Raw genomic sequence first — 23,873 nt, 5'->3', positions numbered from 1 at the left:
TCCATGAGCGACGAACCCATCGACCTGGCCGCGGCGCTGGCCTCCTTCGAGCAGCTGTGGAGCCCGCGTGTGGTGGCCCGGGTCAACGACTACGACGTCCGGGTGGCCAAGGTGCGCGGCGAGTACGTCTGGCACGCCCACCGGGACACGGACGAGTTCTTCCTGGTGATCGACGGCGACCTGCGCATCCGGCTGCGCGAGGGCGCGGAGGAGCGGGTGGTCGCGCTGGGACCCGGCTCGGTGTTCGTGGTGCCGCGCGGAGTCGAGCACCGGCCCGAGTCCGACGGCGGCGCCTCGATCCTGCTGTTCGAGCCCACCGGGACGCTGACGGTGGGCGACCATGAGGGAGAGGTCCCCGACCACATCGACGCCACCGTCGGCCACCCGCTGGAGGTCCCGGTCAGGGGGCGGACGTGAGCTCGGGGAGCAGGTTCTCCTCGGCGTAGGCGAAGAAGTCGTCCGGGTCGGCCCCCGCGTTCATCAGGACCAGGTGGTCGAACCCTGCCTCGGCGAAGGTCCGGACCTGCTCGAGGTGCTCCTGCGGGTCCGGGCCGGCGGACGCCATCTGGCGCATGTCCTCCGGGGTGGCGAGCGCGGTGGCGGCCTCGAAGTTGACCGGGTTGGGCAGCTCCGCCATCACCTTCCAGCCGCTGAGGCCGAACCGGAACCCCTCCCGGGCCCGCTGGAGGGCGGTGTCCACGTCGTCGGCGACGGCCAGCGGCACCTCCACGTACCGGGGCCCGTCGCCCCCGGCGGCCCGGTAGGCCTCCACCAGTTCCGGCTTGGGCTCGGTCGCGAACAGCCCGTCGCCGTATTCGGCGGCCAGGGCCGCGGCCTGCTCGCCGCCGGCGGCGACGATGATCTCGGGCGGGGTGTCGGGCAGGTCGAACACCCGGGCGTCGTCCAGGGTCAGGTACTCCCCCTCGAAGGAGTGGTACCCCCCGGTCCACAGCATGCGGATGATCTGGAGCGACTCCCGCAGCATCGCGTGCCGGACGGTGACCGAGGGCCAGGCGTCGCCGACGACGTGCTCGTTGAGCCGCTCCCCCGAGCCCACGCCCAGGAAGTGCCGTCCGCCCGACAGCACCGCCGTGGTGGCCGACATCTGGGCGACGATCGCCGGGTGGTACCGCATCGACGGGCAGGTCACCCCGGGGCCGATGCGGATGTTCTCGGTGGCCTGCGCGATGGCCGCCATCACCGACCAGGCGAAGGGCGAGTGCCCGTGCTCGAACAGCCAGGGGTGGTAGTGGTCGCTGATCTCCACGAAGCCGAACCCGAGCTCCTCGGCGCGTATCGCCTGGCGCACCAGCTCGGGGACGCTGTACCGCTCGGCCATGAGCTTGAACCCGATCTCCACGATGGCTCCTCTCGGTCGGATGGCGCAGGGGTGCCACTGCCCAGCGAAGGCCATGGGAACACACGCGGCCCGCGGGGCTTGGGCGAGTTTTGGGCTGCCGTTTCTGCGGCCGGTCCGTAGGGTGGGCTGCGCCGATCCGAGAGGAGACCCATGACCGTCCGCGAACTGCTGCGCGGCCTGCCGGTGTTCGCCGGGGACCTGCCCGCGTTCGACCCGTCCGCCGCCCCCGACGACCCGATCGCGCTGTTCACCGCGTGGTTCGAGGAGGCGGTGGCCGCCGGGGTGTCCGAGCCCCACGCCATGGCGGTGGCCACCGCCGACGAGGCCGGGGCGCCGTCGGCGCGGGTGGTGATCCTCAAGGACCTCACCCCCGAGGGGTGGTGGTTCGCCACCACGACGACCTCGCGCAAGGGGCGGGAGCTGGCCGCGGACCCGCAGGCGGCGCTGCTGTTCCACTGGCGCGAGCAGGGCCGCCAGGTGCGGGTGGGCGGGGTCGCGGAGCTCGCCACGCCGGGGCTGTGCGCCGCGGACTTCCGCTCCCGGCCGCCGGCGTCGCGGGCGGCCGGGCTGCACGGCCGCCAGAGCGACCCGCTGGCCGACCCCGCGGAGATGGACCGGGCCTTCGACGAGAGCCGGGCCCGGGTGGAGGCCGACCCGTCCCTGGTGCCCGACGACTGGGGGCTGTACGTGGTCCGGCCGGTGGAGGTGGAGTTCTGGCAGGGCTCCCCGGACCGCCGCCACGTGCGCCTGCGCTACCGGCGCGAGGAGTCCCGGGGGACCTGGGAGCGCGGCCTCCTCTGGCCCTAGGGGGTCCCGGTGACCGCGGTGACGGCGGCGTCGACCGCCGCGCGCTGCGGGTCGAGTGAGGCGCCCGGGGGCTGGCGGACGGCGGTGAGCCAGATGCCGTCGACGAGCACGAGCAGGAGTTCCACCGCCGCCCCGGGGTCCAGGCCCGGGGCGAGCTCCCCCTGTTCGGAGGCGTAGGAGAGGGCGGCCCGCAGCGCGGTGCGGGCGCGCCCGTCCAGGTCGGCGAGGGTGCGGGCGAAGTCGGGGACCAGGGCCGCCCGCGCGTAGAACGCGGCCCACACCCGCGCCTGCGCCCGCCGCTCGTCGTCGGTGGGCAGCAGGTCGAGCAGGACCGCGCGCAGTCCTTCGGCGAAGGTCGCCCGGCCCGGGCCGATGCGGATGCGGGAGAACCGCTCCTCCACGGCCGCGACGGTGTCGTGGAAGGCGAACGCCAGGAGCTCGTCCTTGGTGGCGAAGTCGCGCTGGACCGCCCCCGCCGAGAGCCCCGCCTCGGCGGCGACGGTGCGGATGCTCACGGCTTCGAGTCCTTCGCGGGCGGCGACGCGCCGCAGCGCCGCGGCCACCTCGCGGCGGCGCGCGTCCTTGTCGACGTACTTGGGCACCGGCCCATTGTGGCACGCGCCCTTATTCGATACATTCGTATCATTACGCTCGTATCGAATTGGGGTTCCACATGGTCCGCTTCGTCTGTCTCCTCCTGTCCGGGCTGACCGTCCTGGCCGTCGCGGCGGCGGCCACGGTGGTGCTGCTCCCACCGCCCTCCTGGGACTTCTGGCAGTACGGCCTGATCGTCCTGGAGTTCGCGCTGGTCCCCGCCGCGGTCGCGGCCCTGGGGGCGCTCCTGGCCCTGGCCGGGCGCGCCGCCCGCCCGCGCGCGGCGGCGGTCCTGGCCGCCGTCAACGCGGTGGCGCTGGCCGCCGCCCTGGTCCCGCCCGCGACCACCTGGTGGGCGGCGCGGCAGGCGGGAGCACCCGTCTCGCTCGGCGGCTACGCCGACGGCCTCGCCACCTCCGCCGACCGGGAACCGCTCACCCTGGTCTACGCCTCCCCCGGCGGCGAGGACCTGGAGATGGACGTCTGGCGGCCGCGGGAGCCCGCGGACGGGCCCCTGCCCGTGGTGGTCAACGTGCACGGCGGGGCCGAGGACCTGCCGCAGAGCCTGCTGCCGCGCTGGGACACCTGGCTGGCCGACCGGGGCCACGTGGTCTTCGAGGTCGACTACCGCTTCTTCCCCGACGGCGACGGCACCGCCGCCGTCGCCGACGTGCGCTGCGCGCTGGGCCGGATCCGGGAGGACGCGGCCGGGTACGGCGGCGACCCCGACCGCATCGTCCTCACCGGCCAGTCCGCCGGAGGCCTGCTCGCCCTGCTGGCCGCCTACACCCCCGCCGGGGACATCCCGCCGAGCTGCCCCGTGGAGCACGTGCCGGTGGCGGCCGTCGCGGCCTGGTACTCGGTGGCCGACGGCACCGCCGACGCGCCGCCCTACCCCTGGCGTCTGCGCAGCTCCCCCCTGGCCGCGCAGCTCGACCAGGAGGGCGAACGGATGACCGACGGCGACCCGGAGGTGTACGCCGCGATGTCCCCGCTGCACCGCGTCTCGCCCGACGCCCCGCCCACGCTCCTCATCACGGCGGGACACGACCTGTTCCTGGACCCCGGGGACAACCGCCGCCTGGCCGCCCGGCTGGCGGAGGCGGGTGTGGAGCACCGGCTGGTGGAGATCCCGTGGGCCGAGCACATGTTCGACCTCAACTGGGGCGGCCTGGCCTCGCAGTGGGCCCGCCACGAGCTGTCCGTGTTCCTCGGCCGGCACACCGGCTGAGGGGCCGCGGAAGGGCGGCGGGGCCGGCCGAAAAGGCGGTGCGGGGAAGGGGCCGGGGTTCCTAGGATCGCGACCATGACGAACCCACTTCCGCTGCACGGCAGGACCGCCCTGGTCACCGGGGTCTCCCGGCGCAGGGGCATCGGATACGCGATCGCCGCGCGACTGGCCGAACTGGGCGCCGACCTGTTCGTCCACCACCACCGGTCGCACGACGCCGACCAGCCCTGGGGCCCCGACGACCTCGACGGGGTGCGCACGGGGCTCCGGAAAGCGCTGCGCCCCGGCGCCGCCTTCGGGGACCTGGGCCTGGACCTGGCCGAGCCCGACGCCCCCGAGCGTCTCGTGGCCGCCGCCCGGGAGCTGACCGGCTCCCTACACGTGCTGGTGTGCAACCACGCGCGCTCGGGCGGGGACGGCTCCCTCCTGGACATGAGCGCGGAGAAGCTGGACGGCCACTGGTCGGTCAACACCCGGTCCACCCTGCTGCTGACCTCGCACTTCGCCAAGGCGTTCGCCGGGCTGGAGGAGGCGCCCGGAGCCCGCCCCGGCGACCGGCAGGAGTTCTCCGGGCCTCTGGACGAGCACGCCACCGGCCGGGTGTTCTGGACGACCTCCGGGCAGATCCACGGCCCCATGGTCGGTGAGGTGGCCTACGCGGCGAGCAAGGCGGCGCTGGCCGGGCTGACCGCCACCGCGGCCGCCGAGCTGCTGCCGCACGGCATCGTCCTGAACACGGTCAACCCCGGTCCGGTGAACACCGGGTACCTGGACCCGGAGTCCACCGACCGTTCCCCGGAGCTCATCGAGCAGGTCCTGGCGGCGACCCCGTTCGGCCGGTTCGGGCACCCGTCCGACCCGGCCCGGCTGGTGGGCTGGCTGGCGTCCGACGAGGGCCGGTGGGTCATCGGGCAGGTGATCACCACCGACGGCGGCTTCTCGCTGGGCGTGGGCCGCTGACCCGCGGGGCGCGGCCTCAGCCCAGGGAGAGCGGGATGCCCGGGTTCCAGCACAGGCGGGGCGGTGCGCCGTCGCGGACGAAGTCCTCGGCCAGCAGCGCCGCCCAGTCCGGGCGCCACTCTCCGTCGCGGGCGGCCATCTCCCCGCGCAGCCGTTCGAGGGCGCGCGTGGACATCTCGGCGGGGTGCGCCCGGTCGGGCAGGCCGTCGTAGAAGCGCTCCACGGTCCCCCGCCCCGTGTCGACGCGCGCGTACAGCCACGCGCCGCTGCGCGGGTCGGCCTCCTCCTCCCGCCAGGCCCGGGCCAGGGCGGCCGACGGGTCCGCGCCCCCGCCGGGGGGCGCGGGGAGGTGCGCCCCGCCGACCCGGACGGTGATGTCGCCGTATCCGACGGCGGAGACCGTCACCCCGGCCGGGGCGTGCCCGCCCGCCCAGTCCAGGAAGGCCCGCAGGGCCGGCCCGGGTTCTCCGGGTTCGGGCCGCGGCCTCTCCGCTGCACCGCGGGCGGCGACCCCCACCGACGCGCCCGCCTGGCCCTCGGGCAGGTGGACGCGGCGGCCGGCCGGCTCGCCCGTCCCGGCGGGCAGCGCCGGAGGCTCCTCCTCGCCGGTCAGCCCGAGCCGGCGGGCCTCGGCCAGCGCCCCCTCGGTGTCGGCGGCGTCCGGGTCGGGCAGGGCGTCGGCGAGCCCCTTCAGCACGCCCTCGCCGAGGCGCCGCTCGGAGGCGGCGGCCACCAGGGCGTCCAGGCCGGATCTGAGCGCGTCCTGCCGCTCCTGCGAGTCCTCGTCGTCATCGTCCCACCCGCCGTCGAGGCAGAACTCGAGCAGGGACTCGTACACGTCGTCGGCGTCGGCGTCCGGGGACAGGACCTCGTCGGCCCCCTCCGGGAGGGGCGCCCGGTACCAGGCGCGGCCGTCCCACCAGGCGAGGAACGAGACGATCTCGGCGTCCCGCAGGGCCTTGTCCAGCCACTCCCAGGGCAGCCAGCCGGGGCCGCCGGCGAGCAGGTCGACGGCCGGGGCCGCGCGCCGTGTGCGAGAGCCGTCGACGTCGTATCCGAACAGCACGGCGCGGCCGCCCTCCACCAGGGCCAGGCAGCACCGCCCCTCGCTGTGGTCGTGGTCCAGTGCGCGGCCCCACCGCTGCCACGGCGAGCCGTGGTCGGGGACCAGTGCGCCGAGCACGGCGATCGCGGCGGGCCCCGCCCACATCTCTTCGGGGGGCGGCATCTCGGGGGCCTGGGCGGGAGCGGGATCCGTGAAGGTCATCGTGTCATTCTCCACCGGCGGGGGCCGGCCCGGGGCGGAACCGAACCCGATTCTGTTACCCCTGGTCGCGACGGGATAGGATGCGCGGCACCCGGCCGCCTGCGAACAGGAACGGAAGAGTACGCCATGCCCCCGACACACGAGGTGTTCAACCAGGCCGCCCCGCTCGGCGACTACAACGCCGCCGACGACCCCGCCCTGCTGGAGGGCGTGCGGCGCGAGGGCGCCGCCTGGGCCGAGCCCGAGGTCCGCGAGGTGGGCGACGCCGCCGGAACGGAGCGGGTCCGCTCCTGGGGCGAGTCCGCCAACGCCTACCCGCCCGTCCTGCGCACCCACGACCGCTACGGGCACCGGATCGACGAGGTCGACTACCAGCCCGCCTACCACGTCCTCATGGACCAGGCCGTCGAGTTCGGCCTGCACGCCGCACCCTGGGCCGACGACCGGCCCGGCGCCCACGTGGCCCGGGCCGCCAAGTTCTACCTGTGGTCCCAGCCCGAGGCGGGCCACGGCTGTCCGATCTCCATGACCTACGCGGCGGTCCCCGCGCTGCGCCACGCCCCGGAACTGGCGCAGCGGTACGAGCCCCTGCTGGCCTCGCGCACCTACGACTTCGGGCTGCGCGCCCCGCACACCAAGCGCGGCCTCATCGCGGGCATGTCCATGACCGAGAAGCAGGGCGGCTCGGACGTGCGCGCCAACACCACGCGCGCGGTGCCCACCGCCGACGGCCACCACCTGCTCACCGGGCACAAGTGGTTCACGTCCGCGCCGATGAGCGACTTCTTCCTCACCCTGGCCCAGGCGCCCGAGGGGCTGAGCTGCTTCCTGGTGCCGCGGGTGCTGGAGGACGGCACCCGCAACGACCTGCGCATCCAGCGCCTCAAGGACAAGCTCGGCAACAGGTCCAACGCCTCGGCGGAGCTGGAGTACGACGGCGCGGTGGCCCACCTGGTGGGCGAGCCGGGCCGCGGGGTGCCGACCATCATCGAGATGGTCAACAGCACCCGGCTGGACTGCGTCATCGGCTCGGCCGCGGGCATGCGGGCGGCGCTGACCCACGCCCTGCACCACGCCGAGCACCGGTCGGCGTTCGGCAGGCGGCTGGCGGAGCAGCCGCTCATGCGCAACGTGCTGGCCGACCTGGCGCTGGAGTCGGAGGCGGCCACGGCGCTCATGACCCGGCTGGCCGGGGCGGTGGACCGGTCGGTGCGCGGCGACGAGGCCGAGACCGCCTTCCGGCGGCTGGCCGTGGCCGTGAGCAAGTTCTGGGTGACCAAGCGCCAGCCCGCGCACGCCGCCGAGGCGCTGGAGTGCCTGGGCGGCAACGGGTACGTGGAGGAGTCGGGCATGCCCCGGCTGTTCCGGGACTCCCCGCTCAACTCCATCTGGGAGGGCTCGGGCAACGTGGCCGCCCTGGACGTGCTGCGCGCGATGGGCCGCAACCCCGAGTCGGTGGCGGCGTTCCTCACCGAGCTGGACGCCGCCCGGGGCGTGGACGACCACTACGACACGGCCGTCAAGCGGCTGGAGCAGACCCTGGGCGACCTGGAGGAGGTCCAGTACCGGGCGCGTTCGGTGGTGGAGCTGATGGCGCTCACACTCCAGGCCTCGGTGCTGCTGCGCCACTCCCCCACCCCGGTGGCCGAGGCCTTCACCGCCTCCCGGCTGGGCGGCGAGTGGGGGCACGTGTTCGGCACCCTGCCCCGGGGCGTGGACACGGGCCTGATCCTGGACCGGGCCCGGCCCGGGGCCTGACCGTCGCCGCGCCGCCCCCGGGGCCGGGGGCGGCGCGGTCCCGGCGGGGGCGAATGGCGGGACCCGTCGGAATTCCCCCTCCCGGGCCGCCTCGCATATCACCTGAAATCACGATCTCCACCGGTACCGCCGCCCGCCCGGGGCGGCCGATGAATGATCATCGGTCCAGTTCGGCATACTTCTGCGGCCGGAGCGGAAGAAAGAAGTCGTCACCACACGACCATCCGCTTTCGGACCATCGACGGACCGTCCGCGCACCCGACCGCAACTGGGAGCGCTCACGGACGGATCTCCAGATACCGCACGAAAGCCCCGAGACCAAGAGACCGATAACGCCTATGGTGGAAGTCTGGCCAGGTAGTTCCTATCCTCTGGGTGCGACCTACGACGGGTCCGGTACCAATTTCTCGCTCTTCTCCGAGGCCGCCGACCAGGTGGAGTTGTGCCTGTTCGACGACGACGGCGAGGAGACCCGTATACCCCTGACCGAATACGACGGATTCGTCTGGCACGGGTACCTTCCCGGTATCGGTCCGGGTCAGCAGTACGGGTACCGGGTCCACGGTCCTTACGCACCCGAGCACGGACTGCGCTGCAATCCGAACAAACTGCTCACCGATCCCTACGCCAAAGCACTGAACGGCAATCTCACCTGGCACGAATCGCTGTTCAGCTACCACTTCTCCGACCCCGGCCGCAAGAACACCGCCGACAGCGCCCCCTACGTGCCCAAGTGCGTGGTGGTGAGCCCGTTCTTCGACTGGGGCAACGAGTCCAGACCGCGCACCCCGTACCACCAGACGGTGATCTACGAGGCGCACGTGCGCGGGCTGACCATGCGCCACCCCGGCATCCCCGAGCACCAGCGGGGCACCTACTCGGGGCTGGCGCACCCGGCGGTGATCGACTACCTCACCTCGCTCGGGGTGACGGCGGTCGAGCTCATGCCGGTGCACCACTTCGTGCCCGAGCACGCCATGGTGGCGCGCGGGCTGACCAACTACTGGGGGTACAACACCCTCGCCTTCCTGGCCCCGCACAGCGGGTACGCCGCACGCGGCTCGCGCGGGCAGCAGGTCCAGGAGTTCAAGGCGATGGTGAAGTCGCTGCACGAGGCGGGCATCGAGGTCCTGCTCGACGTGGTGTACAACCACACCGCCGAGGGCGACCACATGGGGCCGACCCTGTCGCTGCGCGGCATCGACAACCTCAGCTACTACCGGGTGGGGGACCAGGACCAGCGCTACTACCTCGACTACACGGGGTGCGGCAACAGCCTCAACGTCCGGCACCCGCACTCGCTCCAGCTCATCATGGACTCGCTGCGGTACTGGGTCCTGGAGATGCACGTGGACGGGTTCCGGTTCGACCTGGCGTCGGCGCTGGCCCGCGAGTTCCACGACGTGGACCGGCTGAGCACGTTCTTCGACATCGTCCAGCAGGACCCGGTGATCTCCCAGGTCAAACTGATCGCCGAGCCCTGGGACGTGGGCCCGGGCGGCTACCAGGTGGGCAACTTCCCGCCGCTGTGGACCGAGTGGAACGGCAAGTACCGCGACACCGTGCGCGACTACTGGCGGGGCGAGCCGGTGCTGGGCGAGCTGGCCTCACGGCTGTCGGGCTCCAGCGACCTCTACCAGGACGACGGCCGCCGCCCGGTGGCGTCGATCAACTTCATCACCTGCCACGACGGCTTCACGCTGGCCGACCTGGTCGCCTACGACCACAAGCACAACGAGGCCAACGGCGAGGACAACCGCGACGGCACCGACGACAACCGGTCCTGGAACCACGGGGTGGAGGGCCCCACCGAGGACCCGGCGATCATCACGCTGCGGCGCCGACAGGTGCGCAACTTCCTCACCACCCTGTACCTGTCCCAGGGGGTGGTGATGCTGTCCCACGGGGACGAGGTGGGGCGCACCCAGGGGGGCAACAACAACGCCTACTGCCAGGACAACGAGATCTCCTGGATCGACTGGAAGGCGGCCGGTCTCGGCGAGGGGGAGGAGCCCGAGAACGACCTGCTGGACTACGTCCGCGACCTGGCGCGGCTGCGCCGGGAGCACCCGGTCTTCCGGCGCCGGCGGTTCTTCCGCGGCGGCCCGGTGGAGGGCGGCGCCGCGGCGAAGAACGACCGGGAGGGGCTGCCCGACATCGCCTGGCTGCGCCCGGACGGGCGGCCGATGAACGGGGACGACTGGAACAGGCCCGGGCGCGCCCTGGGGGTGTTCCTCAACGGGGACGCCATCACCGAACCGGATCCGCGGGGGAGGCGCATCCGGGACAGCTCGTTCCTGCTGCTGCTCAACAGCGGCGCGGACGCGGTGGACTTCACGGTGCCGGGCACCGAGTACGGGATGGCCTGGGAGACGGTGCTGGACACCGCGGAGCCGGACGTGCTGGACCGGCCGTTCGTCACGGCGGGCGGCCCGGTCCGGGTCATCGACCGGGCGCTGGTCCTGCTGCGCCGGGTGTCCCACCGCACCGGCGGGGGGAGCTGAGCGGAGGCACCCGCAGGAGGGGCGGAGCCGGGGCGGGCCCCGGCTCCGGACGGCGGCCCGCCGGGCTCTGAGCGCCCGGCGGGCCGCCGTCGCCGTTCCCGGGCCCGATGGCGCCCCGTCCGGCGACACGGGCCCCGCGCGGAGCGGCCCCGCCCCGTACAGGCCCTACGCTGGTGCACCATGGTCGGCAACGATGCGCACCCGGTGTTCCGCGAGCTCCTCCCCTCCCCCGGCGGGGAGGTGGACCTGGCCGCCGCCTACGCCCACCCGGTCGGCCTGGACCGCCCGTGGGTGCGGGCCAACATGGTGGCCAGTGTGGACGGCGGGGCCATCGGCCCCTCAGGGCGCAGCCGCGACCTGTCCTCCTCCGCCGACCGCCGGGTGATGGGCGTCCTGCGCGGGCTGTGCGACGTGGTGCTGGTGGGCGCGCGGACCGCCCGGGTGGAGGACTACGGCCCCGTCAAGGACCGGGCCTCCTGGGCCCCGCTGCGCGCCGGACGCCCGGCGACCCCGGCCGTCGCCGTCGTCTCGCGGACCCTGGACCTGCCCGACCGCCTGCTCACCGACGCGCCCCCGCACGCGCGCACCATCGTCTTCACCGTCGCCTCGGCCCCCGCCGAGCGCCGCGCGCACGTGGCCCGCCACGCCGACCTGGAGGTCGTCGACGGGGAGTCGGTCACACCGGTGCACATCGTCAACGCGCTGGCGGGCCGGGGCCTGTACCGCGTCCTGACCGAGGGGGGCCCGCACCTGCTGGCGGAGTTCACGGCCTCCGGGCTGCTGGACGAGCTGTGCCTGACGGTGAGTCCGCACCTGCTGGGCGCCGGCGCGCCGCGCATCGTCGCCGGGGGGCCGGGCACCCCCGGGGCCCCCGAGTTCCTCTCCGTGCAGAGCACGCCCGTGCGGATGGCGCACCTGCTGACCGCCGACGACGCCCTGTTCGCACGCTACGTGCGCTGACGGCGCAGGCCGCGGTCGCTGACCATAACCGGTCGGTTTCGGCCACCACTCAATCACGCATGAACCTTCCCGCAACCGGACATACCCGAGATGTGCCACCCAGTGGTCACAACGCATCAGCGGGGCTGACCGGGCCTGGCCCCCGGCCGAGAGGAAGAACGTGGTGCCGACGTCCGAAAACGGACCCCCTCCACCGGTCTACAGGGAGATAGCCGAGGAACTACGCGAGCAGATCCGCTCCGGGCGGTTCGCCGACGGCGACCGCCTCCCCGGAGAGAACGTCCTCATGGAGCGCCACGGCGTGGCGCGGGCGACCGCGCGCCAAGCGCTCTCCGTGCTCATCAACGAGGGCCTGGCCGTGGCCGTGCGCGGCTCGGGCGTCTACGTCCGCCTGTTCCGCCCGGTGCGAAGACACGGGGCCCGGCGCCTGGCCCGGGAGCTGTGGGGCAACGGACGGGCCATCTGGCAGACCGACAGCGACGACCGCGGCTACGAGGTGGACCGCCTGCGGGTGGAGGAGGCCGCCGCCCGCGACCACGTGGCCCGGGTCCTGGGGCTGGCCGAGGGCGAGCCGGTCCTGGTGCGCTCGCGGCGCTACCTCGTGGACGGCCGCCCCGTGCAGACCGCGGTCTCGCACCTGCCGCTGGCGGCGGTGGGGGACGAGCCGCGGTTCCGCGAAAACGACACCGGGCCCGGCGGGATCTACGCGCGGCTGGCCGAACGGGGGCTGGCCCCGGCGCGCTTCACCGAGGAGATCCGGGTCCGCATGCCCACCCCCGAGGAGACCGGCGCCCTGACCCTGGCGCCGGGGACACCGGTGCTGGAGGTGGCGCGCACCGCGCTGACCGCGGAGCACCGCCCCGTGGAGTTCAACGCCATCACGATGGACGGCTCGGCCTACGTCTTGCAGTACGACTTCGAGGCCTGACCGGCCCCCACCCCGGCGGTGGGGCGCTCCCGGAGGCGCCCCACCGGGGTGTTCATTCCCTCTCCCCGGCCCGGGGACGGCGCTGCCGGGAGGCGAACACCACGTAGGCCAGGCAGGCCAGGACCACCCCGACCGCCAGCGCGCCCACCCCGACGATGGGCAGCGCGCCCGCCTCCGTCCGCATCCACTCGGCGACCCCGAACCCCAGCAGCAGGGCGAGGGCGAGGGCGACGACGGAGAACGCCGTCAGCCCGACGAACAGCCTCCGGTCGTCCCAGGGCTCCGCCTCCGCCTTCTCCAGGCCGGCCGGGAGGGCCTTCGCGGTGAGCCCGGCGGCCCGCCGCATCTCCTTGCCCGCTCCCCTGGCCAGGGAGCGGATCCCGCCGCGCGCGCCCGCGGCGGCCTGTTCGAACCACCACAGTCCGTACCGCATCCATCCGACGCGCCGCGGTCGTTTGCTCACTGTGAGTGACTCTTGCGCTGTAGCGGCCATGTCACCTGCCTTGTTGCGCTTCGACCACTGAACCCTGCTCCATGCCCTACCCTCACGGACGGACACCGAACGCGACCGTTGGTGAAGTTAGAGGTATGTCGTGGCTAAGGACGATTTACCGAAAGCGTCGTCCCGAGGGCGCGGGGAGACACCGGTGTCCGATTCCGGATAACGTCGAAGACATGGCTGATACAGCGGACAGGGCCCCGCAGGGCGGGACCGGAGACATCCCGAAGACCGACCGGGAGTGGCGCGAGCGGCTGGACGAGCAGGCGTACTCGGTCCTGCGCCTGGGGGCCACCGAACGGCCCTGGACCGGGGAGTACGTGGACACGAGGACCGAGGGCGTCTACCGCTGCCGCGGCTGCGGGAGCGAGCTGTTCCGGTCCACCGAGAAGTTCGACTCGCACTGCGGGTGGCCGAGCTTCTTCGACCCGGCCGACTCCGACGCCGTCACCCTGGTCGAGGACCGCTCGCTGGGCATGGTCCGGACCGAGGTCCGGTGCGCCACCTGCGACTCGCACCTGGGGCACGTGTTCCACGGTGAGGGATACGCCACCCCGACCGATGACCGGTACTGCATCAATTCCGTGGCCCTGACCCTGGAGCCTACGGAGTAGGTTGGCGTAGCATCCTGGTTCCGGGCGTACGCCTGCGGGTCGTCCGAGGGCGGCCCGGTGTTCACCCGATCACCGCCCTCGGCGGATCAGGGATAATCGCATGCAGCGTTCCGGCGGGACGGTCCCCCGCCGCCCCCCGGAGCAGAATCACCCGCGACGAAAGCGCTCGATGACCGACGACTCACCTTCCACATCCGTCTCTCACCGGCCCGCGGCCCGTCCGCGCCTGGGCATGGCCCAGGGATCGGCCCCCTGGCTGGTCCCCGCGCTCGGCGCCGCCGGCGTCGCCGCCCTGGCGGCCCGCGGCTCCCGGGCCCGCACGGCCCTGGCCGTGCCGGTGGTGGCCCTCGCCGCCGGGATGGCGTGGTTCTTCCGCGACCCCGAGCGGGGCCCGGCGACCGGACGTGTGCTGTCCGCGGCCGACGGCGTCGTCCAGAGCATCGACGTCCGTCCCGACGGCCGGACCCGGGTCGCGGTGTTCATGAACCCCCTGAACGTGCACGTGAACCGTGCCCCCCTCGCCGGCGTGGTGACCCGTGTCGAACACCGCCCGGGGGGCTTCCGCCCCGCCTTCGACAAGGACAGCGAGCGTAATGAACGCGTCATCTGGACCCTTGAAACCGAGATCGGTGAGATCACGGTCGTTCAAATCGCCGGCGCGATGGTCCGGCGTATCATCCCGTATCTCGCTGCGGGGCAGAAGGTCGAGCAAGGCGAGAGGATCGGGCTCATCCGGTTCGGGTCGCGCGTCGACGTCCATCTTCCGGCCGGGATCACCCCGGCGGTGGAGGTCGGCCAACGCGTCCGCGCCGGGGAAACCCGCCTTGACGCCGACTGACGGCCCGCTCCCCGGCTCCCTCGCCTCCTCCGCCCCCGACACCTCCCGCATCCGGCTGGCCCTGGCCGACTACCTGACCCTGGGCAACGCCCTGTGCGGGTTCCTGGCCGTGTGCGCGCTGGTCGCCGCGCTGTCGACGCACCTGGCAGCCGGGGCCGGCGGGCCGCTGCCGCGCAGCGCCATGGCCACGGTCGTGGGGCTGATGCTGGTGGCGGCCGCGCTGGACCTGCTCGACGGGCGGGTGGCCCGCAAGCTGGGCGGCAGCGGCATGGGCGCCGAGCTGGACAACCTGGCCGACGTCATCAGCTTCGGGTTCACCCCGGCGTTCCTGTTCGTCGTCTGGGGCACCCAGGGCGGCGGCGGGGCGCTGTCGCTCGCGGCCGGCGGCGCGGTGCTGCTGGCGGTGATCGTGCGGCTGGCCCGGTTCTCCCTCCAGACGCCGGGCACCGGCTACTTCACCGGCCTGCCCTGCCCGTTCGGGGCGATGGCGGTGGTGACGGTCGTGCTGCTGGACCCGCCCCCGACGATCGCCGCGGTCGCGGTGCTGTTCATCTCCTGGCTGATGGTGAGCCGCATCGAGTACCCCAAGCCGCGCGGCCGCAAGGCGTACATGGTGCTGGGCATGCTCGGCGCCGGCGTGGCGCTGGTGGTGTCCTGGGGCATGGGCCTGCCCGCCGGGCAGTGGCTCGTGTACCTGGTGAGCGCCCTGGTCCTGCTGTTCATCGTCACCGTCCCCTTCCACGTCCTGGCCACCCGGCGCGCGGCCGCCGAGCCGGTCCCCGCCCCGGCCGAGCCGGTCGAGGAGTAGGAGCGCCTACACGAAGGGCGCCCCGACGGTCATCCGCCGGGGCGCCCTTCGTCGTACCGGGCCCCTGGTGCGTGTCCGGCGCCCGCGCCGACGGCCGGGAGCGGCCGTCCGCGCGCAGGCGGCGCGGCCCCGCGGCCGCGCCCCGGACCGACCCGCCGGCCGCGCCCTAGGCCAGGGACTCCACCAGCTGGGCCACGCTCTTGCGGCGGCCCGTGTAGAAGGGGATCTCCTCGCGGGTGTGCAGGCGGGCCTTGGCGCCGCGCAGGTGGCGCATGAGGTCGACAATGCGGTGCAGCTCGTCGGCCTCGAAGGCCAGCAGCCACTCGTAGTCGCTCAGCCCGAACGTGGACACGGTGTTGGCGCGCACGTCCGGGTAGGGGGCGGCCATGCGGCCGTGCTCGGCGAGCATCGCCCGGCGCTCCTCGTCGGCGAGCAGGTACCACTCGTAGGAGCGGACGAAGGGGTACACGCAGATGTTGTCGCGGGGTTCCTCGCCGGCCAGGAACGCGGGCACGTGGCCGCGGTTGAACTCGGCCGGGCGGTGCAGGCCCACCACCGACCACACCGGGGTGGCGGCGCGGCCGACCGCGGTGCGGCGGAACGCGCTGTAGACGTCCTGGAGCCGTTCGTGGGTGTCGGCCACCCACCAGAACATGATGTCGGCGTCGGCGCGGAAACCCTGCACGTCGTAGCCGCCGCGGGTGGTGACCCCCTGCTCGGCCGCCTTGTCGAGCAGGCCCTGCAGTTCTTCCGCCGCCGCGGCGCGGTCGACGCCCTCCAGGCTCCCGACCTTGAACACCGACCACATGGTGTAGCGGATGAGGGAGTTGAGGTCCACGCCGTCCTCGGCGATGGCTCCGCTGTGCTGGCCCGTCACGGGTTGACTCCTTGCTGTTCGGTGCCGTCGGCTCCGTCGCCGCGGCTGTTACGGCTGTCGGTCTGGAGGGCGGCGGCCAGGTCCCGGGCCTGGCGGTCCGCGTCGGCGATGCAGGCGGGGATGCCCACTCCGCCGTAGGCCGCACCGCACACGGCCGGCCCGCCGTGGCGGGCCAGGGCGTCGCGGATGCGGGTGACGCGGGCGGTGTGCCCGACCGCGTACTGGGGCAGGCCGCCGTCCCAGCGGGTCACCCGGGCCTGGACCGGGCGCCCCGCCAGGCCGGTGACGCGGGAGAGGTCGGCCAGGGCGGCCGCGGTGAGCTCCTCGTCGGAGCGGTCGAGCACCCCGGACTCGCCGAACCGGCCGATGGAGCAGCGCACCACGACCAGGTCCTCGCCCGCCGCGGCCAGCTCCTCCGCGATCCAGGGCCACTTGTTGGAGGAGAAGGTGGCCGCCTTGACGGTGAGCCCTCCCTCCCCCGCCGGGACGAGGAAACCGGTACCGGTGAGCGGGGCGGGGAACGCCGAGGCGGGCAGGGCGAGGGTGACCAGGGCCATGCTCGCGTACTCGACGGCGCGCAGCTCGCGGGCGGCCTCGGGAACGTGGTCGGCGAGCAGCCGGGCCGCCTCCGGGGCGGGGCAGGCGAGCAGGACGCCCGCGGCCCCGATCCGGTCGCCGGTGTCGAGGTGGACGCGCCAGCCGTCGGGGAGGCGCTCCAGGGAGCGGACGCGGGTGCCGGTGCGCACGTCCCCGCCGTGGCGTTCGGCCAGCGCGCCGGCGAGCCCGGCGATACCGCCGCGCAGGGAGGCGAACACCGGGCCGCCGGAGGGGCCGCGGGCCCCGGTGGCGGCCCGGACGCCGCGGATCAGCGAGCCGCCCTCGCGGGCCATCGGCGCGATCTGCGGCAGGGCGGCCTCCAGCGAGAGCTCGTCGGCGCGGCCCGCGTAGACGCCGCCCAGCAGCGGCTCCACCAGGCGCTCGACGACCTCGTGCCCCAGGCGCACGCCCACGTAGGAGGCGACCGGGAGGTCGCCGCGCACCGGTGTGCGCGGGCGCACCAGGTCCAGGGCGGCGCGGGCGGTCCCCCACGGGGAGAGCACGCCGCTGCGGGCCAGCGCCCGCAGGTCCCCGGGCACGCCCATGAGCTGGCCCTTGGGCAGCGGGCGGACGCGGCCGCGGCTGTAGACGGCGGCCGCCCCCGGCCCGGGGTGGACCAGGCGGTCGCCCAGGCCCAGCTCCTCGATGAGGGCGAGCGCCTCGGGGCGGCGGGCCAGGACGGATTCGGCCCCCGCGTCGACGGACACGCCCGCCACCGGCGAGGCGCGCAGCTTGCCGCCGGGCGCGTCGGCGGCCTCGACCACGGTGACGGAGGCGCCGAGCCCGGCCAGGCGGTGCGCGGCGGTGAGTCCGGAGATCCCGCCCCCGACCACGACGACGTGCGGTGCTTCAGGCATACTCCCAGCTTCCCAGATGCCGTGGGTCACAGCGTCCCGCCGTCCCCGTGACGTCCGGCGCACCGCGGCCCTCCCCCTCAAGGATCGCGGACGCGGGGCGCGGGAGCCGCGGGGAACGTCCCGTGTCGGCAGAGTCCTTCCGCCCGATTCGGACCGTTGTCCGGTCGTTACCAGCAGGCCGAAACGCCGGTGACGGGTGCCACGTCCAAGGTGCATGGCTACTTCGGGTTCTTCCCCGGCGCGGCGTGCCGCCGGGGTCTTGCTGTCCACGGGCTTGGCTGCCCTCCTGGTGACCTCCTGCGCGTCACCCATGACCGCCTCCTACGACGCGGGCGGGGGGTCCGCGGGCACCGAGGCGGCGCCCGAGGCCGCCGCCCGGCAGGACTTCGCCGCCGAGGCGGACCGGTCGCAGGAAGAGGCCGCCGCCGAGGAGGGCGGCGGGTCGTCGGTCGTCGACGCCGAGGCGGAGGTGTCCGACCGCAGCCTCATCCACATCGCCGACCTCACGGTCCGTGTGGACGACGTGGCCGAGGCGGCCCAGGAGGCCAAGGAGCTGGCCGCCGCGTCGGGCGGCCACGTCGCCTCCGAGTCGCTGTCCACCCCCACCGGCGGAACGCCCGAGGCGTACCTGACCCTGCGGATCCCCAACGAGGGCTACGAGGGCGCGCTGGAGGACCTGGCCGAACTGGGCGACCGCTCCGACCTCAACCGGTCGGTGGAGGACGTCACCGGCGAGGTGGCCGACGTCGAGAGCCGCATCGAGTCGGCCGAGACCGCCCTGGAGACCCTGCGCGGGTACCTGCAGGAGGCCGACGACGTCGACGAGCTGCTGCGGGTCGAGCGGGAGATCCAGGACCGCCAGGCCGAGCTGGAGGCCTTCCAGGCGCGCCTGAAGACCCTGGAGGACCAGACGTCGCTCTCGACCGTCAATCTCACGCTGGTGCCGCCGCAGACCTACATCGAGGAGCCGGCGGAGGACGGCATCGGCTTCCTGGGCGGTCTGGAGCGCGGCTGGCGGGCACTGGTCTCGGTGTTCGAGGGCCTGGCCGTCGCCCTGGGATGGCTGCTGCCCTTCGCCGTGGTGCTGGCCGTGCCGGTCACCGCCCTGGTCTGGTGGCTGCGCCGTCGCCGCCGCCGCTCCGCCGCGCAGGCCCCGCGCGTCCCCGTCCGCGCCGGTGCTCCGGGCGCTCCCACGCCGCCCGTGCGCGGAGCCGCCGCCGCTGGGACCCCCGCGCCCGCCGAGGCCGCTGGAACCGGCGAGGCCGCCGAGGGCACCGGGCCCGGTGAGACCGACGAGGCCTCGGGCACCGGCGAGCCCACCGGTGGCGCCGGGACCGCCGAGCCCGCTGGTAGCACCGAGGCCACTGGGATCGGCGAGGCCGCCGGTAGCACCGAGAGCGCCGACGAGGCCACTGGGGCAGCCGGATCCGACGAGACCGATGGGTCGGAAGAGGACCCCAAGGACCGGTGACCTCCGCCGATGGGCGAGTCCCGGGACCGGTGGCGGTTCCGGGGCTCGCCCATGCCCGGCTCGGCACGCACGGTCGACGTCGCCGCAGGGGCGGGGGAACCCGCAGGGGACGAACGGAGCCGCAGAGGGCGAACGGACCCGCCGAGGGCGGAGGGCCCAGAGGCGGGGACATCCCCGCGCCCGGCGAGGCCGAGGGGACCGGGGAGGACCCCGCGGGCCGGTGACCCCGCCGATGAGCGGGCCCCGGGACCGGTGGCGGTCCCGGGGCCCGGCCGTGTCCGCGGTGCCGCGGAAGGGGGACGGCGCCCGGCCGGGTGGGCCGGGCGCCGTCGACGGGCACGGGAGCGCGGGCCGGCGGCGGTCCGGGCCGCGCCGCGTCCGCGGATCAGGCGGAGGTCTCCTCGTGGACGAACTCCGTGAGACGCTGGAGCATGTCCGGGTCGGTCTCCGGCAGGACCCCGTGGCCGAGGTTGAAGATGTGGCCGTCGGCGGTGCGTCCGCGGGACAGAATGTCGCGGGTGCGCTCGGCGACGACCTCCCACGGGGCGAACAGGGTCGCCGGGTCCAGGTTGCCCTGGAGCGCCGTGCCCGGCTGGACGCGCTGCACGGCCTTGTCCAACGGCACCCGCCAGTCGACGCCCACGACGTCGGCGCCGGCCTCGCTGAGCAGGCCCAGCAGCTCGCCGGTGCCCACGCCGAAGTGGATGCGCGGCACCTCGTACTCGCTGAGCTGGCCGAAGATCCAGGACGTGTAGGGCAGCACCGAGGCGCGGTAGTCCTCGGCGCTGAGCGCGCCCACCCAGGAGTCGAACAGCTGGACCGCGCTGGCGCCCGCGTCGATCTGGGTGCGCAGGAAGCCGAGCGTGATGGCCGACAGGCGGCGCATGAGCTCGTCCCACAGCTCCGGCTCGCCGTACATGAGCGCCTTGGTGTGCTCGTGGTTCTTGGAGGGCCCGCCCTCGATGAGGTAGGAGGCCAGCGTGAACGGGGCGCCGGCGAAGCCGATGAGCGGCTTGTCGCCGAGCTCGCCGGTGAGCATGCCCACGGCCTCGGTCACGTAGGGCAGGTCGCCGGGCTCGATGTCGCGCAGCCGCTTGACCCCGTCCGCGTCGCGGATCGGGTCGGCCACCACCGGGCCCACACCGGCCTTGATGTCGAGGTCGATGCCGATCGCCTTGAGCGGGACGACGATGTCGCTGAAGAAGATGGCGGCGTCGACGTCGTACCGGCGGACCGGCTGCATCGTGATCTCGGTGATCATGTCGGGGCGGGCGCACGCCTCCAGCATCGGCACGTCGGCGCGGACCCGTCGGTACTCGGGCAGGGAGCGCCCGGCCTGGCGCATGAACCACACCGGGGTGTGGTCCACGGGCAGGCGCCGGCAGGCGCGAAGGAAAGGAGAATCTTGCAGCGTCACCCTTCGATCGTGCCATGCCCCGGCCGGTGCTCTCACGCGGATCGCCCCGAACGGTGACCGTGCGCAGCGCCCCGAGGGGCGGTGCCCGGTCCCAAGATCATCACAAAACCCCGACACGCCGGGGTATCTGCGTCCCGGGGGCGGCGAGTCGTGCCACGGTCGTTGGCGTGCCCACCCTCCTGCGCCGGGGGGAACCGCCCCCTGTCGGGCGACACCCCGCCAGCACGCGATCACACTCAATGAAGGCTGACTTTTCCACCATGCCCGATGTCGGTAGCGCCGCGGACGCCGGCGACACGTTCCGGCGAGCGGTCGAGGCCCTGAACGGCCCCTCCCTCCGGTCAGAGATCACCGTCCGGGAGATCCCCGCCCCGGGGCGGCTGGCCCCCCATGCCGCCGCCGTGTCGGCGCAGGTCACCGTGCACGGCGAGGAGATCGCCTGGGGGCGCCTGATCGTCCTGTACGACCCCGAGGGGACCCGGGAGTGGCCCGGCCCGTTCCGGGTCGTCTGCCAGGTCAACTCCGAGCTGGAGTCGGACATCGCCACCGATCCGCTGCTGGGCCCGGTCGCCTGGAGCTGGCTGACCGACGCCCTGGCCTCGTGCGGGGCCGCCCACCACACGCTGAGCGGCACGGTCACCCGTGCCACCACCGAGGGCTTCGGGACCAAGGCGGGCGAGGGGGCCACCACGGAGGTGGAGATGCGCGCCTCCTGGACCCCCGAGGCCGACGACCTGACCGCGCACACGGCGGCCTGGCAGACCCTGCTGGCGTCGGCCGCCGGGCTGCCGCCGGCCGACGTCGCGGACATCGCCCGGCAGCGTGCGCGGCCCTGAGCCCTCCCCCCGCGGGGGTTCGCGGGCTCCGGGAGGCCAGGTCCGGATCCGCGCGCGGTGTCGGCAGCGCATACCGTAGTGGTGTGGCGAACGCGTTGAACTCGAAGACAGAACCCCGTGAACCAGGTGACGACGACGCCGAGATGGCGCCTCTGCTACGGGAACCACGCGAAGGTCTGCCGGAGGTCACCTCCGACGCCGACGCCCTGGCCGGAGTCGTCGCAGCCGTCGCCGCCGGCAGCGGCCCGGTCGCGGTCGACGCCGAGCGGGCGTCGGGCTACCGCTACGGACAGCGCGCCTACCTGGTCCAGCTGCGCCGGGAGGGTTCGGGGTCGGCTCTGATCGACCCGATCGCCTGCCCCGACCTGAGCGGTCTGGACGAGGTCGTCGGCGACGCCGAGGTGGTGCTGCACGCCGCACACCAGGACCTGCCGTGCCTGAGCGAGGTCAACCTGCGCCCGCGGCGGCTGTTCGACACCGAGCTGGCCGGCCGCCTGCTCGGGTACCAGCGGGTGGGCCTGGGCTTCATGGTGGAGCGGATGCTGCACGTGCGCCTGGCCAAGGAGCACTCCGCCGTGGACTGGTCGCAGCGCCCGCTGCCGGAGGACTGGCTGCGGTACGCGGCGCTGGACGTGGAGATCCTCATCGAGCTGCGCGACGCGCTGGAGACGGAGCTGGAGGAGGCCGGGAAGCTGGAGTGGGCGCGCGAGGAGTTCGCGTCCGTGCTGGCCGCGCCGCCCAAGGAGCCGCGCGCCGACCCCTGGCGCCGGACCTCGGGCATCCACCGGGTGCGCAACCAGCGGTCCCTGGCCGCGGTGCGGGAGCTGTGGTACGAGCGCGACCGGATCGCGCAGGAGCGCGACATCTCCCCCGGCCGGGTGCTGCCGGACGCGGCGATCGTGGAGGCCGCGTCCACGATGCCCAAGAACTCCACGGAGCTGAACCGCATCCGCCAGTTCGGGATCAAACTGGCGCGCCGGTACCCGGGGACGTGGATGAAGGCGATCGACCGGGCCCGGGAGATGGCCCAGGCCGACCTGCCCCGGCCCAACGCGCCCGGTGACGGGCCGCCCCCGGTCAACCGGTGGGCCGACCGCGCCCCCGAGGCCGCACGGCGGCTGGAGGCGGCGCGGGCGACGGTCACGGGCATCGCCGAGGACGTCGTGATGCCGACCGAGAACCTGCTGCTGCCGGACACCGTGCGGCGGCTGGCGTGGGCGCCGCCGGCGGCCGTGGACCCCGACTCGGTGGGGGCGTTCCTGCGCGAGCGCGGGGCCCGGGAGTGGCAGATCGGACTTACCTCGGAACCCCTCGCGACTGCTCTGAGAACAGCCGAAGAAGGGTGAACCTTTACCCTTCTTCCGCGTCCTCAACCCCGGTGTGGCCGAAGTCACCGCACATAGGGGGCCCGGACCGCCTGTTCCATGGCCTCGTGTCCGTTTAAGTTATGGAACTGTGCCTTGGAATTTCAGGGCGCTGTGACCTCTTGACGGTGGAGAGGGAACGTTGCGACGGTGTGGGGGCACACCGCGCGAGGAGCACCGGCGGTCCGGCCCGGTGCGCGCGTGCACGAGGATGCGGTCAGGGAAAAGAGGTGAGTCCGCTGTCGTTCTGGCGTTCGCTGTTCGGTGGAACCGGACGTACGCGTACCGACCGGGTGCGCTCCGTCGACGGGGGTGTCCCCTCCGACGCCACCCCGGTGCGGGCGGACGTCCGGGGTGTGGAGGCCTCCGACGCCCTTCCCTCACGGATCACCGCCCCGACCGCTGTGATCACCGACCCCTCCCGCGAAGTCCCCGGCGCCGGGTCCCCGGCCGCCGGCCCGGGCGGGGCCGGGTCCTCCGCACAGCCCGCCCCCACCGCCGGGATGCGCGCCGCCTCGCTGGAGCGCACCCTGCGGTCCCTGGTGGAGCGCCTGGGCACCGAGCACCCCGACACCATCACCGCCCGCAACAACCTGGCGACCAAGTACGCGCAGATGGGCCGCCGTCAGGCCGCCGTGCAGCAGTTCGAGCTGGCCCTGGACGAGGCCGTCGCGGTCTTCGGCACCGAGCACCCGCGCACCGAGATCATCCGGGAGAACCTGGCCTGGGCGTTCGAGGACGCCGGCCGCCCCGCCGACGCGGCCGCCCAGTGGGAGGTGCTGCTGCGGGACCGGGAGAGCGCGTTCGGGCCCAGCGACGAGGACACCGTGGAGGCGCGCAGCCGGCTGGCCGTGTGCTACCGGCGCAGCGGGCGGCTGGACGCCGCGATGGCGCACTACGAGCGGGCGCTGGCGGACGTGCAGGACGCCGAGCGCAGCGAGGACCTGCGGCTGGGGCTGAGCGCCGCGCAGAACATGGCGGGCCGCCACGACGAGGCCGTCCGCCAGCTGCGGATGGTCCTGGCCGGGCGGCGGCGCCGGATGGGCAAGGGCCACCTGGACACCCTGACCGTGCACCACCGGCTGGGCCGCGCCTACACCCAGGCGGGGCGCACCGACGAGGCGGTGGAGACGCTGCGCGACGCCTACCGGGTGGCGCTCAACTCCTCCGGCGACCCGGAGGTGCGTCGGCTGACGCTGCGGCTGCGCCGCGACCTGGCGGGCGCCTACAGCGCCGCGGGCCGCCACCGCGAGGCCGACGCCCTGTTCTGAGCCCGGCCCGCCGCGGCTCCCACGCCATCCACGGCCCCGTGCCCGGTCTCCCGCC

General features: G+C 74.2%; 22 protein-coding genes. 15 read left to right on the top strand and 7 right to left on the bottom strand.

Features of this window, described 5'->3' with window-relative positions; translation table 11 throughout:
• Window positions 1-3: 3 nt before the first annotated feature.
• Window positions 4-417 carry a cupin domain-containing protein gene (locus tag K1J57_RS20775; protein ID WP_220560248.1) on the top strand — a complete coding sequence of 138 codons (414 nt, stop codon included), beginning with the start codon at window positions 4-6 and terminating at the stop codon, window positions 415-417.
• On the opposite strand, the gene K1J57_RS20770 is transcribed toward K1J57_RS20775, so the two are convergent.
• Complete coding sequence (locus K1J57_RS20770; protein ID WP_220560247.1) at window positions 401-1,360, bottom strand: TIGR03557 family F420-dependent LLM class oxidoreductase; 960 nt, start codon at window positions 1,358-1,360, stop codon at window positions 401-403. The two genes, K1J57_RS20775 and K1J57_RS20770, sit on opposite strands and share 17 nt — an antisense overlap.
• Window positions 1,361-1,510: 150 nt before the next feature.
• Here K1J57_RS20770 and K1J57_RS20765 point away from each other — a divergent pair, with 150 nt between their 5' ends.
• Complete coding sequence (locus tag K1J57_RS20765) at window positions 1,511-2,167, top strand: pyridoxal 5'-phosphate synthase (protein ID WP_220560246.1); 657 nt, start codon at window positions 1,511-1,513, stop codon at window positions 2,165-2,167.
• Here the strand turns inward: K1J57_RS20765 and K1J57_RS20760 are convergent.
• On the bottom strand, window positions 2,164-2,769 hold the full coding sequence (locus K1J57_RS20760) for a TetR/AcrR family transcriptional regulator (RefSeq protein ID WP_220560245.1): 606 nt from the start codon (window positions 2,767-2,769) through the stop codon (window positions 2,164-2,166). The two genes, K1J57_RS20765 and K1J57_RS20760, sit on opposite strands and share 4 nt — an antisense overlap.
• 71 nt (window positions 2,770-2,840) lie before the next feature.
• Between K1J57_RS20760 and K1J57_RS20755 the strand changes: the two genes are divergently transcribed.
• Both K1J57_RS20755 and K1J57_RS20750 read left to right on the top strand, forming a co-directional pair.
• On the top strand, window positions 2,841-3,992 hold the full coding sequence (locus tag K1J57_RS20755) for an alpha/beta hydrolase (protein ID WP_220560243.1): 1,152 nt from the start codon (window positions 2,841-2,843) through the stop codon (window positions 3,990-3,992).
• A 75-nt stretch (window positions 3,993-4,067) separates the two neighbouring features.
• A complete protein-coding gene (locus tag K1J57_RS20750; RefSeq protein ID WP_220560242.1) occupies window positions 4,068-4,952 on the top strand; it encodes an SDR family oxidoreductase in 885 nt (294 codons plus the stop codon).
• Between the two features lie 16 nt (window positions 4,953-4,968).
• Here K1J57_RS20750 and K1J57_RS20745 read toward each other — a convergent pair whose 3' ends face one another.
• Window positions 4,969-6,219, bottom strand: coding sequence for a hypothetical protein (locus K1J57_RS20745; protein WP_220560241.1), 1,251 nt, complete (start codon window positions 6,217-6,219; stop codon window positions 4,969-4,971).
• Window positions 6,220-6,345: 126 nt separating this feature from the next.
• On the opposite strand from K1J57_RS20745, the gene K1J57_RS20740 reads away from it, so the two are divergent.
• The 4 genes from K1J57_RS20740 (at window position 6,346) to K1J57_RS20725 (ending at window position 12,369) form a co-directional block, all read left to right on the top strand.
• Complete coding sequence (locus tag K1J57_RS20740; protein WP_220560240.1) at window positions 6,346-7,977, top strand: acyl-CoA dehydrogenase family protein; 1,632 nt, start codon at window positions 6,346-6,348, stop codon at window positions 7,975-7,977.
• Window positions 7,978-8,315: 338 nt separating this feature from the next.
• On the top strand, window positions 8,316-10,481 hold the full coding sequence (glgX, locus tag K1J57_RS20735; RefSeq protein WP_220560239.1) for a glycogen debranching protein GlgX: 2,166 nt from the start codon (window positions 8,316-8,318) through the stop codon (window positions 10,479-10,481).
• 180 nt (window positions 10,482-10,661) lie between these two features.
• Complete coding sequence (locus K1J57_RS20730) at window positions 10,662-11,441, top strand: dihydrofolate reductase family protein (protein WP_220560238.1); 780 nt, start codon at window positions 10,662-10,664, stop codon at window positions 11,439-11,441.
• 163 nt (window positions 11,442-11,604) lie between these two features.
• Window positions 11,605-12,369 carry a GntR family transcriptional regulator gene (locus K1J57_RS20725; RefSeq protein WP_220560237.1) on the top strand — a complete coding sequence of 255 codons (765 nt, stop codon included), beginning with the start codon at window positions 11,605-11,607 and terminating at the stop codon, window positions 12,367-12,369.
• A 52-nt stretch (window positions 12,370-12,421) separates the two neighbouring features.
• On the opposite strand, the gene K1J57_RS20720 is transcribed toward K1J57_RS20725, so the two are convergent.
• Window positions 12,422-12,832, bottom strand: a complete 411-nt coding sequence (locus tag K1J57_RS20720; protein WP_255646453.1) for a hypothetical protein — start codon at window positions 12,830-12,832, stop codon at window positions 12,422-12,424.
• A 212-nt stretch (window positions 12,833-13,044) separates the two neighbouring features.
• Between K1J57_RS20720 and msrB the strand changes: the two genes are divergently transcribed.
• The 3 genes from msrB to pssA all read left to right on the top strand — a co-directional run bounded on the left by msrB (window position 13,045) and on the right by pssA (window position 15,128).
• The gene (gene msrB / locus K1J57_RS20715) at window positions 13,045-13,482 is read left to right on the top strand and encodes a peptide-methionine (R)-S-oxide reductase MsrB (protein WP_220560235.1); all 438 of its coding nucleotides are present in this window, start codon (window positions 13,045-13,047) and stop codon (window positions 13,480-13,482) included.
• A gap of 169 nt (window positions 13,483-13,651) precedes the next feature.
• Window positions 13,652-14,320, top strand: coding sequence for a phosphatidylserine decarboxylase (locus tag K1J57_RS20710; protein WP_220560234.1), 669 nt, complete (start codon window positions 13,652-13,654; stop codon window positions 14,318-14,320).
• Window positions 14,307-15,128 carry a CDP-diacylglycerol--serine O-phosphatidyltransferase gene (pssA, locus tag K1J57_RS20705; RefSeq protein ID WP_255646452.1) on the top strand — a complete coding sequence of 274 codons (822 nt, stop codon included), beginning with the start codon at window positions 14,307-14,309 and terminating at the stop codon, window positions 15,126-15,128. Before K1J57_RS20710 ends, pssA begins: the two co-directional genes overlap by 14 nt.
• A gap of 166 nt (window positions 15,129-15,294) precedes the next feature.
• Here the strand turns inward: pssA and hemQ are convergent, their stop codons facing one another.
• Window positions 15,295-16,005, bottom strand: coding sequence for a hydrogen peroxide-dependent heme synthase (gene hemQ, locus K1J57_RS20700; RefSeq protein ID WP_220560233.1), 711 nt, complete (start codon window positions 16,003-16,005; stop codon window positions 15,295-15,297).
• Entirely contained in the window at window positions 16,002-17,459 is a 1,458-nt protein-coding gene (hemG, locus tag K1J57_RS20695; RefSeq protein WP_220560232.1) for a protoporphyrinogen oxidase, read from the bottom strand. Before hemG ends, hemQ begins: the two co-directional genes overlap by 4 nt.
• A 310-nt stretch (window positions 17,460-17,769) precedes the next feature.
• Between hemG and K1J57_RS20690 the strand changes: the two genes are divergently transcribed.
• The gene (locus tag K1J57_RS20690) at window positions 17,770-18,930 is read left to right on the top strand and encodes a DUF4349 domain-containing protein (protein WP_370634469.1); all 1,161 of its coding nucleotides are present in this window, start codon (window positions 17,770-17,772) and stop codon (window positions 18,928-18,930) included.
• A gap of 385 nt (window positions 18,931-19,315) precedes the next feature.
• Here K1J57_RS20690 and hemE read toward each other — a convergent pair whose 3' ends face one another.
• Entirely contained in the window at window positions 19,316-20,284 is a 969-nt protein-coding gene (hemE, locus tag K1J57_RS20685; protein ID WP_255647214.1) for a uroporphyrinogen decarboxylase, read from the bottom strand.
• A gap of 323 nt (window positions 20,285-20,607) precedes the next feature.
• Between hemE and K1J57_RS20680 the strand changes: the two genes are divergently transcribed.
• From K1J57_RS20680 to K1J57_RS20670, 3 genes are all read left to right on the top strand, one after another.
• Entirely contained in the window at window positions 20,608-21,183 is a 576-nt protein-coding gene (locus K1J57_RS20680; RefSeq protein WP_220560230.1) for a DUF3000 domain-containing protein, read from the top strand.
• Window positions 21,184-21,278: 95 nt separating this feature from the next.
• Entirely contained in the window at window positions 21,279-22,529 is a 1,251-nt protein-coding gene (locus tag K1J57_RS20675; protein ID WP_220565679.1) for an HRDC domain-containing protein, read from the top strand.
• Window positions 22,530-22,786: 257 nt separating this feature from the next.
• Window positions 22,787-23,818, top strand: coding sequence for a tetratricopeptide repeat protein (locus tag K1J57_RS20670; RefSeq protein WP_220565678.1), 1,032 nt, complete (start codon window positions 22,787-22,789; stop codon window positions 23,816-23,818).
• Window positions 23,819-23,873: the final 55 nt, after the last annotated feature.

Origin of the sequence: Nocardiopsis sp. MT53, assembly GCF_019598965.1 — a bacterium.
In the GTDB taxonomy this organism is placed as follows: Bacteria; Actinomycetota; Actinomycetes; order Streptosporangiales; family Streptosporangiaceae; genus Nocardiopsis; species Nocardiopsis changdeensis.
The sequence above is the reverse complement of the archived record's forward strand: the minus strand, read 5'-3'. Positions and strand labels throughout refer to the sequence as shown.